Source organism: Salipaludibacillus keqinensis (assembly GCF_003226325.1).
Taxonomy (GTDB): Bacteria; Bacillota; Bacilli; order Bacillales; family Salisediminibacteriaceae; genus Salipaludibacillus; species Salipaludibacillus keqinensis.
In genome coordinates, this window is sequence record NZ_PDOD01000006.1 from 137,057 (window position 1) to 151,592 (window position 14,536).

The window sequence follows — 14,536 nt, forward strand, 5'->3', positions numbered from 1 at the left end:
AGTTCCCTCCATTATCAAATTAGTTTCACACTTTGACCTGATTCATTACTTTCATAAATAGCATCAATCACTTTAGTGACTTGCAACGCTTCCTCAGGTTTGACAATTAATTGTTCGTTACCAAGACAAGACTCTACAAAGTTATTCAACAAGAACAGGCCTGGTTCCTCTTCCCCAGGAAGCCACTGGGCTTCACTATTTAACAACATCCCATGCTTCGCTTGATTCAACTGAAACGGAAACACATCTAAACCGCCTCGTTGACCTGAAATACTGACACTCTCTACATCTTCCTTGATATTCGCTGACCACGAAGTTTCAAACAGAAGCGATGCGCCTCCTTCAAACGTGATATACGCGGTCACGTGATCGTCGACGTCAAAGGTTTCCGCATTAAACGTTCCCCACTCATTGACTTGATCCGTCATTTTACTTAGATGGTTGTAAGTTCTGCCCGTTACTTCCACTACCTTTGGATTTCCTAATAGCCAGAGAGTGAGATCGAGAAAGTGACAACCATAATCAATTAAGCTTCCACCGCCCTGCAGTTCTTTGTTCGTAAACACGCCCCAGCCAGGGACTTTCCGTCTTCTCAGTGACTGGGATCTAGCGACGAGAGGAGTACCTATTTCACCTTCCATAATCACTTTTTTCGCCGCTTGAGAATTCCTCATAAATCGGTAATGATAGCCGATAGATAGTAGTGTACCTGACTGCTCGGCTGCTTGAATCATCGCCTCGCATTCCTCTGTATTCATAGCCATCGGTTTTTCGCATAGCACGTGTAGTCCCGCTTCTAATGCGGCTACGGTAATATCTGCATGAAACTTATTAGGGGTACATACTGTCACCGCGTCAACTTCTGAGAGCATTTCTCTGTAGTCTTCATACACCTTTGGAATATTGAATTTCTCTGCAGCAGCCCTTGCTGTCATAGGATTGACATCACATACTGCAACTACCACAACTTGCTCTGACAGCTGTTTTAGTAAAGGGAGGTGGCGTTGCTGGGCAATCCCACCAGCACCTATAATCCCCATTTTTAATTTCGACATAGTCAGCTCCTTTTAAATCGTTGTAATCTGCTTTGTTTCACTGGATTGAAGGGCTGACAGGACAACCTGTAACGATTTCAGTCCCTCTTCCCCAGAAACAGCTGGTGTATGATCTTTAATGATGGCACTCAGAAATTCTTCTACGACGTGAGAATTTTCTTGCGTATCGCCATCATTCGTTTGAATTCCACCTAACTCATATTTTACAACTTCGCCATTTTTGTATTGAACTACTAAGGAGTTGATTGGATCATCCTCCAAGCGTAGAATCGCGTGCTCACCATAGATAATCGTAGAGTTGTCTTCTCCAGCTACATATGACCAGCTCGCTGCCAGCGTACCGATAATGCCGCTTCCAGTTTTCAGAACGCAAACTGAATTGTCATCTACATCTGCTTTCTCCTTTGCACTTGTCTCAACAAAGGCACCTACTTCTACAAATTCTTCGCCCAAGAGAAATCGAAGTAAATCGGTTTTGTGCACGCCTAAATCTCCCATTGCCCCGAGGTATGCTTCCTCTTTTTTGAAAAACCAGCTGTTTTCTCCATCCGCACTCCATTGCTCAGGTCCACCATGGCCAAAAGCAGTGCGAAAACTGTATATTTTCCCTACTTCTCCACTTTCAATGAGCTTCTTCGCCTTTCGATGGGAAGGAACAAACCGTTGATTATGAGCGATCATTAATTTTTTGTCTGCTGCTTTAGCTGCATCAATCATCGCTTCCGCCTCTTCTTTAGATGTGGCCATCGGCTTCTCACACATCACATGCTTTCCTGCTTTCAAAGCAGCAATTGAAACCGGTGCGTGTAAGTAATTAGGGGTACACACACTGACAGCATCCACGTCAGCTTCAGTTAATAATTGATCGTAGTTCGTAAATGGCTTGGCACCGTAAGTTTCAGCTGCGAGATTGACCCTCTCTTCGTTTATATCACACACGGCTGTAATTTCGGCTTGGGGGTTTCCTGCATATTCTGGTAAATGACGATGCTTGGCAATGCTTCCACAGCCAATCACACCTATTCTGATTTTACTCATACTGTCATCCTCCTTTTTTATTTGTCAGATATTTGTTCTAATGGTTGTGCATTTCCATAGACAGGTTTTGTTCGTGTCGTTGGTGTTGCCCAGTGAACGGCGTTTTTAATGACGAGTTGAATTTCTTCATTGTGGTACGTCGGATACGTCTCGTGTCCTGGTCGGAAATAAAACACCTTTCCTTGACCACGACGATATGTACAAGCACTTCTGAAAACTTCTCCCCCTTCAAACCAGCTCAACATAATTAACTCATCAGGGGTTGGTATATCAAAGTGCTCACCATACATCTCTTCTTTCTCTAATTCAATGTACTGGTCGACCCCTTCCATGATCGGGTGACTCGGTTCAATAACCCAAAGGCGTTCCTTTTCATCGGCTTCACGCCATTTAAGATCACACGTCGTGCCCATTAATGTTTTAAATATTTTTGAAAAATGAGCTGAATGAAGCACGATTAACCCCATTCCATCCAATACTCGCTGCTTGACCTTCTCAACAATGGCATCATCTACTTCTTCATGAGCCATATGCCCCCACCAGAGTAACACTTCGGTCTCATCTAACACCTCATCAGTAAGACCATGCTCAGGTTGATCAAGAGTAGCCGTTGTCACGTCATGTCCATCTTTCAAGAATGACGCAATCGCCCCGTGAATCCCTTCAGGATAAATATCTCTGACGATAGGATTTTTCTGTTCATGCCTGTTTTCATTCCAAACTGTTACTTTCATTATCAATTCACTCCTTCTACTATTTCGTAAACGTTTTCACAAATCCATTTTAACAGATTATTACGTAAACGTTTACGTTTTTTTGAGAAATTATATCCATTTTGAATAAATATTAAATTTGTACTGAAAAATCTTCTGGTGACAATTCATTTTGGTTTGATCTTATCCTTTTCATTTCAAATATCTTATCTTCCACCCTTAAATAAAGTTACTGGAGCTCCCCCCTGCCATTTCATAAAAAAATAAGAGCATTTTTCTTAAAAAGAAAGGAATGACAAAAGGAATATGAAAATAAACATATATAAAGGGTATTCAAATCGAATTTTCTTGTATAGATTGTCTTTTATTAACTAACTAGAACTAGAAAGGAGCTCAGATGGACAGGGAAACAGAACGAAAACTGAGAGTGTTTTCGCAAGAGCTGAATTACTTGCTCAATTTCTTCCACGAATCATCCAAAACTCAAAAACGATTGTCTCGAACCTTAGCCTTTAAAAACACATTGATCTATGTACTTCAAATCATCCTTAAAGCTTTTTCTTGGAAAGGATTATCCCTTGCCTTCGTTCCAGTAAGTATCGCAGCCATATTTAGAGAAGGGTTGAAAGCAATCGTAAATCTACCACCATCTGCACTCCTACTCATCGCAACAGCAGTAACGCTTTTAACAGGAGCTTTCTTAAGAAGCTTAGTACTAGAAGAAATGAGTCGAGTGGGCAGCCCTTTCTTCCATTTAGGGATATATGAAAAAAGAAGAAAAGAGGAATATAACTCGCTTATTGCGTTATCTGAAGAGAAAAATTTCGTACTGACACTAAAAGAAGAGCTGATGAAGGCTAACTCAGAGGATCAAACTTTAAAAAATCTTCGCAGTGAAATAGCAAAACAAGAGGAAGTTATTAAAAAAAATGAAGAGGCTATTCTAGACCTTCTCGACAAGCTCACGGCAAGTGAAGAACTAGCCAACGTTTTTAATGAGAGAAGCGATATGGCGATGGACTTCTTGTTCAGACTTAAAAACAAACTGAGCATGCTTGTGCACGATCAATTTAACTTGGATAATATTAGTTTCGGGGTGAATTATTCGCTATATAAAGTTAAAGATACGGGCTTACGTTTCATTGATGGTTACGGTATTAACAAAGCCGAGTTTGAGGCTTTTATTCCTTTCCAATTCCTAGGTGATAAATATATCCAGTCGATTCATACAACTCATCAACATCCACTTATCCTACGCGACTTTATATCATGGAAACGAACCCTCCAAGATGGTGAGGAGTGGATTATTTCACTGCACTTAGACGCATCCAATAGGATCAAATATAGTTTAGAGACTGATGCGGGGAAACTAAATCTCAGTCTGATCCAAGAACTTTTATGGATTTGCTGTGAACTGCTCAACAAATTTGCCAAAAAACGTCAAAAAACAGAAGAATAAGAGGAAGGGTGAAATGAAAAGTTGGTCTGGACAAGCTCTACCCATGGCAAAAAAGCCCTAATAGCAGTAAGAGCTAATAAAACATAGAAAATATTCTATTTTGTTCAGGCCCCTCTATATCATTTCACTTAGATATAAAACTAGTCGGCTTCTGCTTCTAAGCATGGTAAGTTCCATTCCCACTAAGCGCTTTCTTCGCTTTTTCTTTTGCTTTATCATTTTCTTTTTTCTGATTTTCCAGCATTTCCTTCGCTAATTTTGATGAATTTGAATCACTCATTTTCTCTCCTCCGATCTTGTCCATTCTTTTTCAACATTATTTCCGAATCCTCTTATTTTATACAATGAAAAAAGTTTGATGAAGGTGATAGTTATGTAGAAAAAACTGAGTTCAGAGTCAAAAATGGGTTCCGTGGTTCCGGTGACGCTGGTTCCTGGAACCTTCGTTCCGTGAACCCCGGTTCCACGAACCAAAAGCAGCCGCCCTAAACCAGGACGGCTGCAACACTACATGATTGTTTTATCGTTGTTCAAGTCGAGCAATTCTTTCATCCAAATCTGGGTGGGACGAGAAGAGTTTCGACATTCCACCTTTACCGCTGATCTTCATCGTTTGGATCGCTGAATCGTCGGTGCGATCTTTAACTGTGGCGCGGTCTACGTGAGCTTTCAACGATCGAAGAGCATGGGCCATTTTATCTCGGCCTGCTAAATCAGCTCCGCCTCGGTCTGCATGAAATTCGCGGTAGCGGGAGTACGCCATAACGACCATACTTCCAAGAATCGAAAATAAAATTTGAAAAATAATTATAGCTGCAAAACGAACAATAAATTGCATTTCAGAACGCACGAGGCGAGAAACAAGAATCGCAGCAATTCGGGAGAAGAAGACAACAAACGTGTTGACCACTCCTTGCAATAACGTCATTGTGACCATATCGCCATTGGCTACGTGGGCGACCTCGTGAGCAATAACCCCTTCAACCGCATTATCGTCCATGTTATCAAGCAATCCAGCTGAAACTGCAACAAGCGACCTTTTTTTCGAAGGACCGGTCGCAAACGCGTTCACTTCAGGAGACTGGTAAATGCCCACTTCTGGCATATGAGCCAAGCCTGCAGCGCGAGATAAGCGGTGAACTTTTTCTACTACTGCCTGTTCTCTTCGTGATAGCTGACCGTCTGGATCGAGCACTTTCACTTTCATCATTTTCTTCGCTACCCAACGTGATATAGCAAGTGAGAAAAATGATCCTATAAAACCAACGAGCAAACTGAATACCATTAACGAAACATAATTAATTCCTAATCCGCCGCTGCCGTCTTCAAACGAACCACTGATATCAGTAAATCGTGTAATGAGTGACCATACAATCACAATTGTCGTCATAACAAGAATATTTGTTAAGATGAAAAGCATAAACCTTTTACCCATTCGAACTCCTCCATTTTTTTCGTAATATCCTTGTATAGTTTAACATGATTTCGACTTGGGCAAAGTAAAAAAGCTTTAATATTAAGATTTCTGAAAATTCACATTTGATAAATGATAGTGTACTAGGCATGTGTTGGATCATACTGAAAAAATCCTAACTTCTTTTTTCCGTTCTAAAGCCCTTGCACTCATTTTATGGATAAAAGTCATGCCTTTAACGGTTTATAATTTAGAGAGGAAGCTTTTCCAGCTAGGTTTCTTCGTTCCTGTTCTATTTTTTCTATTTATCAGTCGAATCGGTCCCTTTGATTCCTTTTTCAATTTTCAGTTTCTCCAATTCAATACGCTTTTCTTCTACTCTTAGTTCCCGCTCTTTTAACCTGAATTTTTTCTTACTCTCGTAGGCGCCAAAAAGATAAACGATCAATACAATTAAAACAATATAAAAAAAGAAATCCATTTCTTGACCTCCCCTTCTTGTACTCGGTACGATTTTTTAAATAATTATACCATATCCCTTCCAAAAAGTTCCTCCGATCTTACCAGCCAACCCTTCAGCAGATTTGTGATAGAGTAAATGAATGAATTCAGTTATTAGAAAAGAGGATTTATATGAAAGAACGACTTTACGAACGACTCTACCTCTTTTACTCCGGGGTGTTAGGCCTTTATATTATTAATTTATTTTTAGAGAAAATCTGGTTGGCACATACGGTAGGTTTCTTAGCTATGGTCATGCTAGCGGTTTCGTTCGGACGAGCGTCGAAGCTATTTAGGATTCTTGGTAGTGCATTTATCGTCAGCGGATTAATAATGTATATATCCTCCGGGCTACCCTTTTATAGATTGCCGCTGTTTCTCACTTCCAATATGCCTCTCTTGGCCTTCTTGATGCTCCTTCCATGGATCAACAGTGTAGTGCATGTTGGGAAGTACGACCAGCAAATCAACGGTCTAATGAAAGAAAACGTTGATAACCTTGGAAGCCTGTATTATCGAAGTCTATTTACAACCTATATTCTTATGACTTTTCTTAACTTGTCAGCCGTGAATTTGTCACAAGGTGTGTTATTGAAAAGCATGAAAAACGTAAATAAAACGGTGCGTGACATCTTTATTAGTAAGACAACCGTTCGAGCTTTTGCCTTAGCACTTATATGGAGTCCGATGGAGGTGATCGTTGCCATAACCGTCGATGCCACTGGTGTGAGCTACTTGACTTACCTTCCGTGGCTTGTGTTTATTTCATTTATCGCTCTGGCCCTTGACGCTTTTGTTGGAAGATACCGATTCAAAGGGGTGCCATTTGAAGCAGCCGATCCCAGCACAGCACCCCCAGTCCCATTAAAAAAAATCGTTCAGCAAATTTTAAAACTGTTTTTCGCTTTAAGCTTGTTTCTGACTACAGTCCTTACGATTAGTCGTTTATTTGATTTGAACTTTATCCTTGCTGTAACACTTGTCATCTTACCTTTCTCCAGCCTTTGGGCCATCTTGATTAAACGATGGTATTTGTTTAGAGTTTTCGGCTTTGAGGTGTGGAAAGCTCGTACAAATCACATGCAAAACTTTGTCATCTTGTTTATTTCTCTCGCATTTTTCACAAACAGTTTAAGTGAAACAGGGATGGTGGATTATGTGCAGCGGCCATTTTTGATGTTTAATGACTATCCAGTAGTCATTCTCACCCTCATTCTCGTGACTTATTTACTCATGGCTATGATTGGCGTCCATCCCATTGGTACCATTGCCATCTTATTAGAAGTACTAACTCCATTGTTTGATGTCTTTAACCCAGCAGGTATTGGCATTGTACTAATCGTCGGTGCGCTCGCTACGGCCTCTTCAGGAACTTACGGGGTCACGGTTACCATGACGTCAATGAATACACAACAGAATCCTTATCGGATTACGTTAAGGAACTTGCCGTTCACATTGTTTTTCGGCTCAATTGGCATCTTAATCGCCTTAATTATTATTTAGTTCAGCCCGCAATCCCGTTAATGTTGACATTTAGAAGTCTTCAACTTAAGATAAGGATAATTCATAGAAAAGAGAGGTACCTTATACGATGAAGCTGTAATCCTATATTTCCAGACATGATTTTAATGATTAATCTTTTGTCTAGATAGGATTCGTGTGCCATTTTTAGGTAGCTCTTATGAATAATTAGTAAAAAGACTTTCCTATACTCTGTAATAATAGGCCTTCGCGACAGGTCTTGTTTTCTTTAATGCTATACACAGAGAATCGGAGTTGTCTCTTTGCGCACACCTAAAACAATCACTCATCCTCTCTAGCACTATAGGGAGGTTTTTTTATGCTTTTATTAGAAGCAACTCATATCGAAAAAAGTTACGCTGACCGGCTCATCATCAAGGCAGAGCAACTCCATGTGTATGATGGAACACGAATTGGTATTGTTGGAAAAAACGGAGAAGGAAAGTCTACCCTGTTAAAAATTCTCGTCGGAGAGTTGGAGCCTGATACAGGTGTCGTCAAACATTTAGTAGCTGAAGCGTATATTCCTCAGTTACAAGAGCTAAATGATGCTCCTTCAAATCATCGTCAGCTTCATCAATGGCACGTCACAGAGCAAGATGGATTAAGCGGTGGCGAACAAACTAGGAAGAAAATCGCCACTGCTCTAGCTTCTGGAGCTAGACTTATCTTTGCGGACGAACCTACGAGCCACCTCGACGTTGAGGGGATTCAACTATTTGAAGAAGAAATGCTCGCTTTTGACGGAGCCTGTATACTTATCTCGCATGATCGGGAACTGTTAGATCGAATCTGCACAACCATTTGGGAAGTGGACAACGGTACGGTCACTTTGTATCAAGGAAATTATTCTGACTACGCTGAACAAAAAAGTCATTCACAAGAGCGCAACTGGTTCGAATACGAGCAGTATAAAAAAGAAAAAGAACGGTTAACCGTTGCAAAACAAGAAAAGTCTCAGCGGTCTTCCTCCTTACGAAAAGCGCCGAGACGAATGGGGAATTCTGAGGCTAGGCTGCATAAACGCAGTGTTGGAAAGCAAAAGGCTAAATTGGATAAGAGTGGGAAAGCGATCCAATCTCGCATCGATCAGCTTGAGAAGAAGGAAAAGCCGAGAATGGATTCAGAGGTTACGTTTGACCTAGCAGAGTTCCCTCTCATTCACAGCCGAACAGCTGTATCCTTTGACCATCTCACCGTCTCAGCCGGTGAAAATATGCTCGTTCATAACTTCACCGCTTCAATTAAAACGGCGTCAAAAGTAGCTGTTATTGGAAAAAATGGCGCAGGCAAATCCACTTTATTGAGCATGCTTGCTACTAACGCCGAAGGGATTCAATTAGCTAAGCCTGTTCGAATCGGCTATTTCTATCAACAGTTAGAAAACCTTGATGAGAACCTGACAATTTTAGAAAATGTCATGGCTTCCAGTCCTTTTTCACAAGAATTTAACCGTACGATTTTAGCTAGGCTTCAATTTACAAAAGAAGATGTGTATAAGCCTGTTCATTATTTAAGCGGGGGTGAAAGGGTAAAGGCAGCTTTAGCAAAAGTTTTCTTAGGAGATTATAATGTCCTGCTTCTAGATGAGCCGACCAACTTCTTAGACTTATCTACGAAAGAAGCCTTGCAACAAGTGTTAAAGCAATATCCAGGAACGATCATTTTCGTTACACACGACCGATATTTTATTCGCCAACTAGCTGATGACGTTCTAGAAATCAAAGACAGGAAAGCCTCTTTAAAAGCTCTAAATGACATAAATAGTCCAGAAAAAACGGCCGAAGAAGAAAAAGAAGAGATGAGCGCACTAGCTGTCGACATGAAGTTAACGGAAGTGTTAAGCAAAATGACAGAACTGGGCACTGAATCAGAAAAGGACTGGTTAGAAGTAGAATACTCTAGATTAATGAATATTAAGAAAAACCTCTAAACTAAAAATCAAAAGAGGGTTCCCAACACGCCCCGATGGCTCAGGACGAAAACCGGAGGGGTCTTGAGGAAAATAGAATTGCAAAGTGTGTCCCAGAAGGTTGTACTTTTGGGACACACTTTGCTGGTGAAAGCCTCTATAACCGACCTTGGCCTAGAAGGACGACTAAATGGGTTTCTCTCTTGAACCACACTGTTAAATGATTGCCAATATAGTCTTCTTATATTTATTTTCCCTATAGCAGGGACGGAACTATATATATGGCTATTGAACCTTTTCTTTGTAAGCGATGGATTCCTGTTTTAATTTAAATTTTTGAATTTTCCCTGACGCCGTCATAGGATATTCCTCACAAAAGACAATGTATTTAGGAATTTTGTAACTGGCAATGCGCCCATGGCAATATTCCCTAATGTCATTTTCTGTAGCTTTTTTTTCTCCTTTTAAGCGAATCCATGCAACGACTTCCTCCCCGTATTTCTCGTCTGGCACACCGACTATCTGAACATCAAGAATACTCGGATGCTCGTAAAGAAACTCTTCTATTTCTCGAGGATATATATTCTCGCCTCCACGGATGATCATGTCTTTTAACCGTCCGGTGATTTTGAAGTAACCGCTTTCATCTTTGACTGCTAAATCGCCAGTGTAAAGCCAGCCTTCTGAATCAATCGCACGATCCGTTTCTTCTTCATTATTATAATACCCCTTCATCACGTGGTAGCCGCGGGTAATTAACTCACCCTGTACACCGGGCTCCACTTCTTCATTCGTGCCTGGAGTAACCACCTTCGCTTCCACATTTGGAAGAACTTTACCAACCGTTGATACGCGAACCTCAATCGGGTCGTCAGTTCTTGTTTGAGTAATAACCGGTGAAGATTCCGTCTGACCGTATGCAATTGTAATTTCAGAAGCACCCATTTTTTCAACAACTGCCTTCATCACTTCCGTTGGGCAGTTTGAGCCAGCCATGATGCCCGTCCTTAACGACGACAAGTCATATTTATCAAAATCAGGGTCATTCAACTCAGCAATAAACATCGTTGGTACTCCATGAAGGGCTGTACAACGTTCTTTTTCCACAGCTGTCAACACGTCTTTCACATTGAATTCTTGCACAGGTACTACCGTTGCCCCCACATTAATGCTGGCAAGAATACCAAGAACACAGCCAAAACAATGGAAGAAAGGTACTGGAATACACATCCTATCTTCACTGGTCAATTTCATGCTTTCAGCAATATTTAACCCGTTGTTAACGATGTTGTTGTGGGTAAGCATGACCCCTTTCGGAAAACCTGTCGTACCAGAAGTGTACTGCATATTAATCGTATTGTCAGGATTCAGACTGTTCATTCTCTCATCTAGTTGATCATCTGTGATGTTGTCTTTCCTTGCGAGGATCTCGTCCCAGCTGAATACGCCGGGATAACGGTTATCACCTAATACAATGACATTCTTTAAATTCGGCAAACGTTTAGATTGAAGCTTTCCAGGCTCAGATGTTTTCAACTCGGGTACGATCTCGTAAAGCATGTCAATGTAGGAGGTGTCCCTATATTGTTCCATTAAGATGAACGTGGATGTATCAGACTGCCTTAGTAAATACTCCAATTCTGCCTTACGGTAACTTGTATTCACTGTGACGAGTACGGCCCCCATTTTTCCCGTTGCAAACTGGCTCGTAATCCATTCTGGCCGGTTTGTAGCCCAAATGGCCACATGATCGCCTGCCTCTATGTTAAGAGCCATTAGACCTTTTGCAGCATCGCGACAAACATGATCAAACTGCCCGTATGACCAACGCAGACCCCGATCTGGATAGACCACCGCATCATGATTGGGCCGCTCTTTTGCCATATTCTCAAGCAATTTCCCAATAGTGACATGCTTAATTTCTGCCAACTGAATTCCCCCTTGTATAAATGAAGTAACATCCTTCAGTCATGCTAGACCTCTGCTGACTGAGCACTCGCTCATAAACAATGATCACATATATTATATTCTAAATATTTAGATATTTAAAGAGGCTATTGGATTTATTTGTATGTATTTATAAACAGCCACCCGCTCTCTTCACATTAAATCAACTTCTCCGTCTGTTAGTTCCAGTCATCTTCATACCATACCCGCTCTTTCAGCCTGAATTTTTCTTACTTTAGCTTCAGCTTTGATCGTCATAAGTAAACGTTTCAAGGGGATTTCTTGTCTAAAAACGCTTAAAACCGAGACTGCCACATTATAGGTGGTCCCGGTTTTATTTGAAACTTTTAGATGATGCCTTGCATGATCATTGAATCGGCTACTTTTACAAATCCGGCAATATTGGCACCGACGACAAGGTTTCCTGGCGCGCCATATTCTTCTGCTGCTTTTATACTTTCACTGTAGATGTCTTTCATAATCTCCTTAAGTTTGTTTTCCACTTCTTCAAAGGTCCAAGCAAGTCTTGCACTGTTTTGCGCCATTTCCAATGCTGAAACGGCTACGCCCCCTGCATTTGCCGCTTTACCAGGGGCGAAGAGTACCTTGTTTTTCAAGAAAAGATCGACGGCTTCCTCAGTAGTCGGCATGTTGGCGCCTTCTCCTATCGCTTTGACTCCATTTGCAATTAAAATTTTTGCTGCCAATTCATCCAGTTCGTTTTGTGTTGCACAAGGAAGTGCGATGTCACAGGGAACAGACCATATGCCTGAGCAGTCATCAAAATAATGCGCACTCGGATGCTCATCTACATACGCACTGATGCGTTTATTCTCCACTTCTTTTAGACGTTTCACCGTTGAAAGATCGATGCCATTCTTGTCATACACATAACCGCTAGAGTCACTGCAAGCCACAACTTTGGCACCTAACTCTATAGCTTTTTCCATCGCATAAATAGAGACATTTCCAGACCCTGATACTGTCACTTTGCTACTAGTAAAACTAGAACCTTGGCCTTTTAACATTTCTTCCACGAAATAAACGGTCCCGTACCCCGTTGCTTCTTTACGAGCAAGGCTTCCGCCCGAATTAATGCTTTTCCCTGTTAATACACCTGCTTCGTGACCACCGCGTATTTTTTTATATTGACCGAACATGTAACCAATTTCTCTTGCACCTACACCTATATCCCCAGCTGGTATATCCGTATCTGCTCCGATATATTTACTAAGTTCTGACATGAAACTTTGAGTAAAACGCATGATTTCTATATCTGATTTTTCTTTAGGATCAAAGTCTGAGCCTCCTTTTCCCCCTCCGATTGGCTGACCGGTTAATGAATTTTTAAAGATCTGCTCAAACCCTAAAAATTTAATTATGCTAGCATTTACTGAAGGATGAAACCTTAAGCCTCCTTTGTAAGGACCTATGGCGCTGTTATATTGGACACGAAAGCCTCGGTTTACCTGAACTTGACCTTGATCATCAACCCAAGGCACTCTGAACGAAATCATTCTTTCAGGCTCAGCTATCCTTTCGAGAATACCTTGTTTTATATAATGTGGTTTTTTAGCCAAGACAGGCACTAGCGAATCAAACACTTCTTTTACTGCCTGATGCAGCTCACTTTCATTTGGATTTCTTCTTTTTACAGTTTCAAAAACGTCATTTACGTAATTTTGGGCTTTCTCCGTTTGTGTGAATGTTGTTCTCTCCAATGTTTCCAAACTCTCTCACTCCCTCATGTGTAATTTATATGGAAATAAAATATAGCTAATTATCTTTATTGTTAGATTTTCTACTATTCTGTATTTTATAATTAAAGGAATCATCTAAACAATATCAACAATCGATAAAATCAATGCTTTTTTTAGATCGATTAGAAAGAAGGGGTTATTATCGAACTGAGGCAAATCAAATATTTCATGGAAGTAGCTACTCGTGAGCATATGACAGAAGCTGCTCATAGCCTTCATGTAGCACAGTCAGCTGTGAGCAGACAAGTCGTCAATTTAGAGAAAGAATTAGGGGTGGATTTATTTATTCGTGAAGGTAGGAGATTGAAATTAACGCCTATTGGCAAGATTTTTCTTGAACGAATCTCTCATGCTATGAATGTTATCGATAATGCGACGCGGGAAGTATCAGAGTATTTAGAGCCTGAAAAAGGAACGCTGCGTATAGCTTTCCCTATCAGTTTAGCCGCACACACTCTGCCGACAGCTATCTCTTCTTTCCGCATGCAATATCCAGAAGTTAAATTTCAGTTGAAGCAGGGGCTTTACAACGACTTGATCGACGGGGTTGTGAAAGGAGACTTCAATTTGGCCTTGATCGGTCCGGTTCCAATGAATGAGAATAGAGTGAAAAGGAAAATATTGTTTACAGAAAATGTAGTCGCTTTATTGCCAATTCATCACCCTTTAGCGGATAGATCCTCGCTTAGGCTTTGGGAACTGAAAGACGATCCTTTTGTGTTGTTACCGAAAGGCTTTGTCTTTCGAGATATCGTAATTAATGCGTGTAAAGAACTTGGGTTTTCTCCGCACGTAGCTTTTGAAGGGGACGATATTGACGCATTAAAGGGGCTGGTAGCAGCAGGACTTGGAGTAACACTAATGCCTGAGGTAACATTAGTAGACAGCCTTTTCCGTTCAACCGTTAAGGTACCAGTGGTCGAACCGAACGTAACTCGTACCGTCGGAGTTATTACACCAAAAGAGCGGGTTCTGTTACCCACCGAACAACTATTCTATGAATTTATTCAAAACTTCTTCGTTCGACTTAGTGGGTTTAAATAAAAAATTATTTAAGCTCAGGACACGTATAAAACACAAACATTTAATATTTCGGAAGATTTGAAGCTAAGAGAACGACCCTATAATGTGAAGATTAAGTTAGAGTATAGGAGAAGAGGAAGTCTATCATATAAAAAAGAGCCTTGTCCAAATAGACAAGGCTCCAAATTTATCT

Annotated in this window: 12 protein-coding genes; 4 read left to right on the forward strand and 8 right to left on the reverse strand. The window is 40.8% G+C overall.

Annotated elements, in window-relative coordinates:
• Window positions 1–14: 14 nt before the first annotated feature.
• Genes CR194_RS18985 through CR194_RS18995 form a run of 3 tightly spaced genes read right to left on the reverse strand, consistent with a single transcriptional unit; the run spans window position 15 to window position 2,830 of the window.
• Window positions 15–1,055, reverse strand: coding sequence for a Gfo/Idh/MocA family protein (locus CR194_RS18985; RefSeq protein ID WP_110612001.1), 1,041 nt, complete (start codon window positions 1,053–1,055; stop codon window positions 15–17).
• 12 nt (window positions 1,056–1,067) lie between these two features.
• A complete protein-coding gene (locus CR194_RS18990; RefSeq protein WP_110612003.1) occupies window positions 1,068–2,093 on the reverse strand; it encodes a Gfo/Idh/MocA family protein in 1,026 nt (341 codons plus the stop codon).
• Window positions 2,094–2,110: 17 nt separating this feature from the next.
• Window positions 2,111–2,830 (reverse strand): ThuA domain-containing protein, encoded by a 720-nt coding sequence (locus tag CR194_RS18995; RefSeq protein WP_110612239.1) that lies wholly within the window; start codon window positions 2,828–2,830, stop codon window positions 2,111–2,113.
• Window positions 2,831–3,203: 373 nt separating this feature from the next.
• On the opposite strand from CR194_RS18995, the gene CR194_RS19000 reads away from it, so the two are divergent.
• Window positions 3,204–4,265 (forward strand): hypothetical protein, encoded by a 1,062-nt coding sequence (locus tag CR194_RS19000; protein WP_110612005.1) that lies wholly within the window; start codon window positions 3,204–3,206, stop codon window positions 4,263–4,265.
• A 157-nt stretch (window positions 4,266–4,422) separates the two neighbouring features.
• On the opposite strand, the gene CR194_RS20780 is transcribed toward CR194_RS19000, so the two are convergent.
• From CR194_RS20780 to CR194_RS19015, 3 genes are all read right to left on the reverse strand, one after another.
• Window positions 4,423–4,545, reverse strand: a complete 123-nt coding sequence (locus CR194_RS20780) for a hypothetical protein (RefSeq protein ID WP_269845736.1) — start codon at window positions 4,543–4,545, stop codon at window positions 4,423–4,425.
• A 240-nt stretch (window positions 4,546–4,785) separates the two neighbouring features.
• The gene (gene htpX / locus CR194_RS19010) at window positions 4,786–5,700 is read right to left on the reverse strand and encodes a protease HtpX (RefSeq protein ID WP_110612009.1); all 915 of its coding nucleotides are present in this window, start codon (window positions 5,698–5,700) and stop codon (window positions 4,786–4,788) included.
• Between the two features lie 280 nt (window positions 5,701–5,980).
• A complete protein-coding gene (locus tag CR194_RS19015) occupies window positions 5,981–6,160 on the reverse strand; it encodes a hypothetical protein (RefSeq protein ID WP_110612011.1) in 180 nt (59 codons plus the stop codon).
• Window positions 6,161–6,312: 152 nt separating this feature from the next.
• Between CR194_RS19015 and CR194_RS19020 the strand changes: the two genes are divergently transcribed.
• On the forward strand, window positions 6,313–7,683 hold the full coding sequence (locus CR194_RS19020) for a hypothetical protein (RefSeq protein WP_110612013.1): 1,371 nt from the start codon (window positions 6,313–6,315) through the stop codon (window positions 7,681–7,683).
• A gap of 337 nt (window positions 7,684–8,020) precedes the next feature.
• The gene (gene abc-f / locus CR194_RS19025) at window positions 8,021–9,634 is read left to right on the forward strand and encodes a ribosomal protection-like ABC-F family protein (protein ID WP_110612015.1); all 1,614 of its coding nucleotides are present in this window, start codon (window positions 8,021–8,023) and stop codon (window positions 9,632–9,634) included.
• Window positions 9,635–9,898: 264 nt separating this feature from the next.
• On the opposite strand, the gene CR194_RS19030 is transcribed toward abc-f, so the two are convergent.
• Complete coding sequence (locus CR194_RS19030; RefSeq protein WP_110612241.1) at window positions 9,899–11,533, reverse strand: AMP-binding protein; 1,635 nt, start codon at window positions 11,531–11,533, stop codon at window positions 9,899–9,901.
• Between the two features lie 374 nt (window positions 11,534–11,907).
• Window positions 11,908–13,290 carry an NADP-specific glutamate dehydrogenase gene (gene gdhA, locus CR194_RS19035; RefSeq protein WP_110612017.1) on the reverse strand — a complete coding sequence of 461 codons (1,383 nt, stop codon included), beginning with the start codon at window positions 13,288–13,290 and terminating at the stop codon, window positions 11,908–11,910.
• Between the two features lie 171 nt (window positions 13,291–13,461).
• Here gdhA and CR194_RS19040 point away from each other — a divergent pair, with 171 nt between their 5' ends.
• The gene (locus tag CR194_RS19040; RefSeq protein ID WP_110612018.1) at window positions 13,462–14,364 is read left to right on the forward strand and encodes a LysR substrate-binding domain-containing protein; all 903 of its coding nucleotides are present in this window, start codon (window positions 13,462–13,464) and stop codon (window positions 14,362–14,364) included.
• Window positions 14,365–14,536 lie beyond the last annotated feature (172 nt).

Excerpts from the sequence above, each read along its gene's own strand:
- CR194_RS18985 (WP_110612001.1), bottom strand. The coding sequence starts at position 1,055 with ATGTCGAAATTAAAAATGGGGATTATAGGTGCTGGTGGGATTGCCCAG.
- CR194_RS18990 (WP_110612003.1), bottom strand. The coding sequence starts at position 2,093 with ATGAGTAAAATCAGAATAGGTGTGATTGGCTGTGGAAGCATTGCCAAG.
- CR194_RS19000 (WP_110612005.1), top strand. The coding sequence starts at position 3,204 with ATGGACAGGGAAACAGAACGAAAACTGAGAGTGTTTTCGCAAGAGCTG.
- CR194_RS20780 (WP_269845736.1), bottom strand. The coding sequence starts at position 4,545 with ATGAGTGATTCAAATTCATCAAAATTAGCGAAGGAAATGCTGGAAAAT.
- htpX (WP_110612009.1), bottom strand. The coding sequence starts at position 5,700 with ATGGGTAAAAGGTTTATGCTTTTCATCTTAACAAATATTCTTGTTATG.
- CR194_RS19015 (WP_110612011.1), bottom strand. The coding sequence starts at position 6,160 with ATGGATTTCTTTTTTTATATTGTTTTAATTGTATTGATCGTTTATCTT.
- CR194_RS19020 (WP_110612013.1), top strand. The coding sequence starts at position 6,313 with ATGAAAGAACGACTTTACGAACGACTCTACCTCTTTTACTCCGGGGTG.
- abc-f (WP_110612015.1), top strand. The coding sequence starts at position 8,021 with ATGCTTTTATTAGAAGCAACTCATATCGAAAAAAGTTACGCTGACCGG.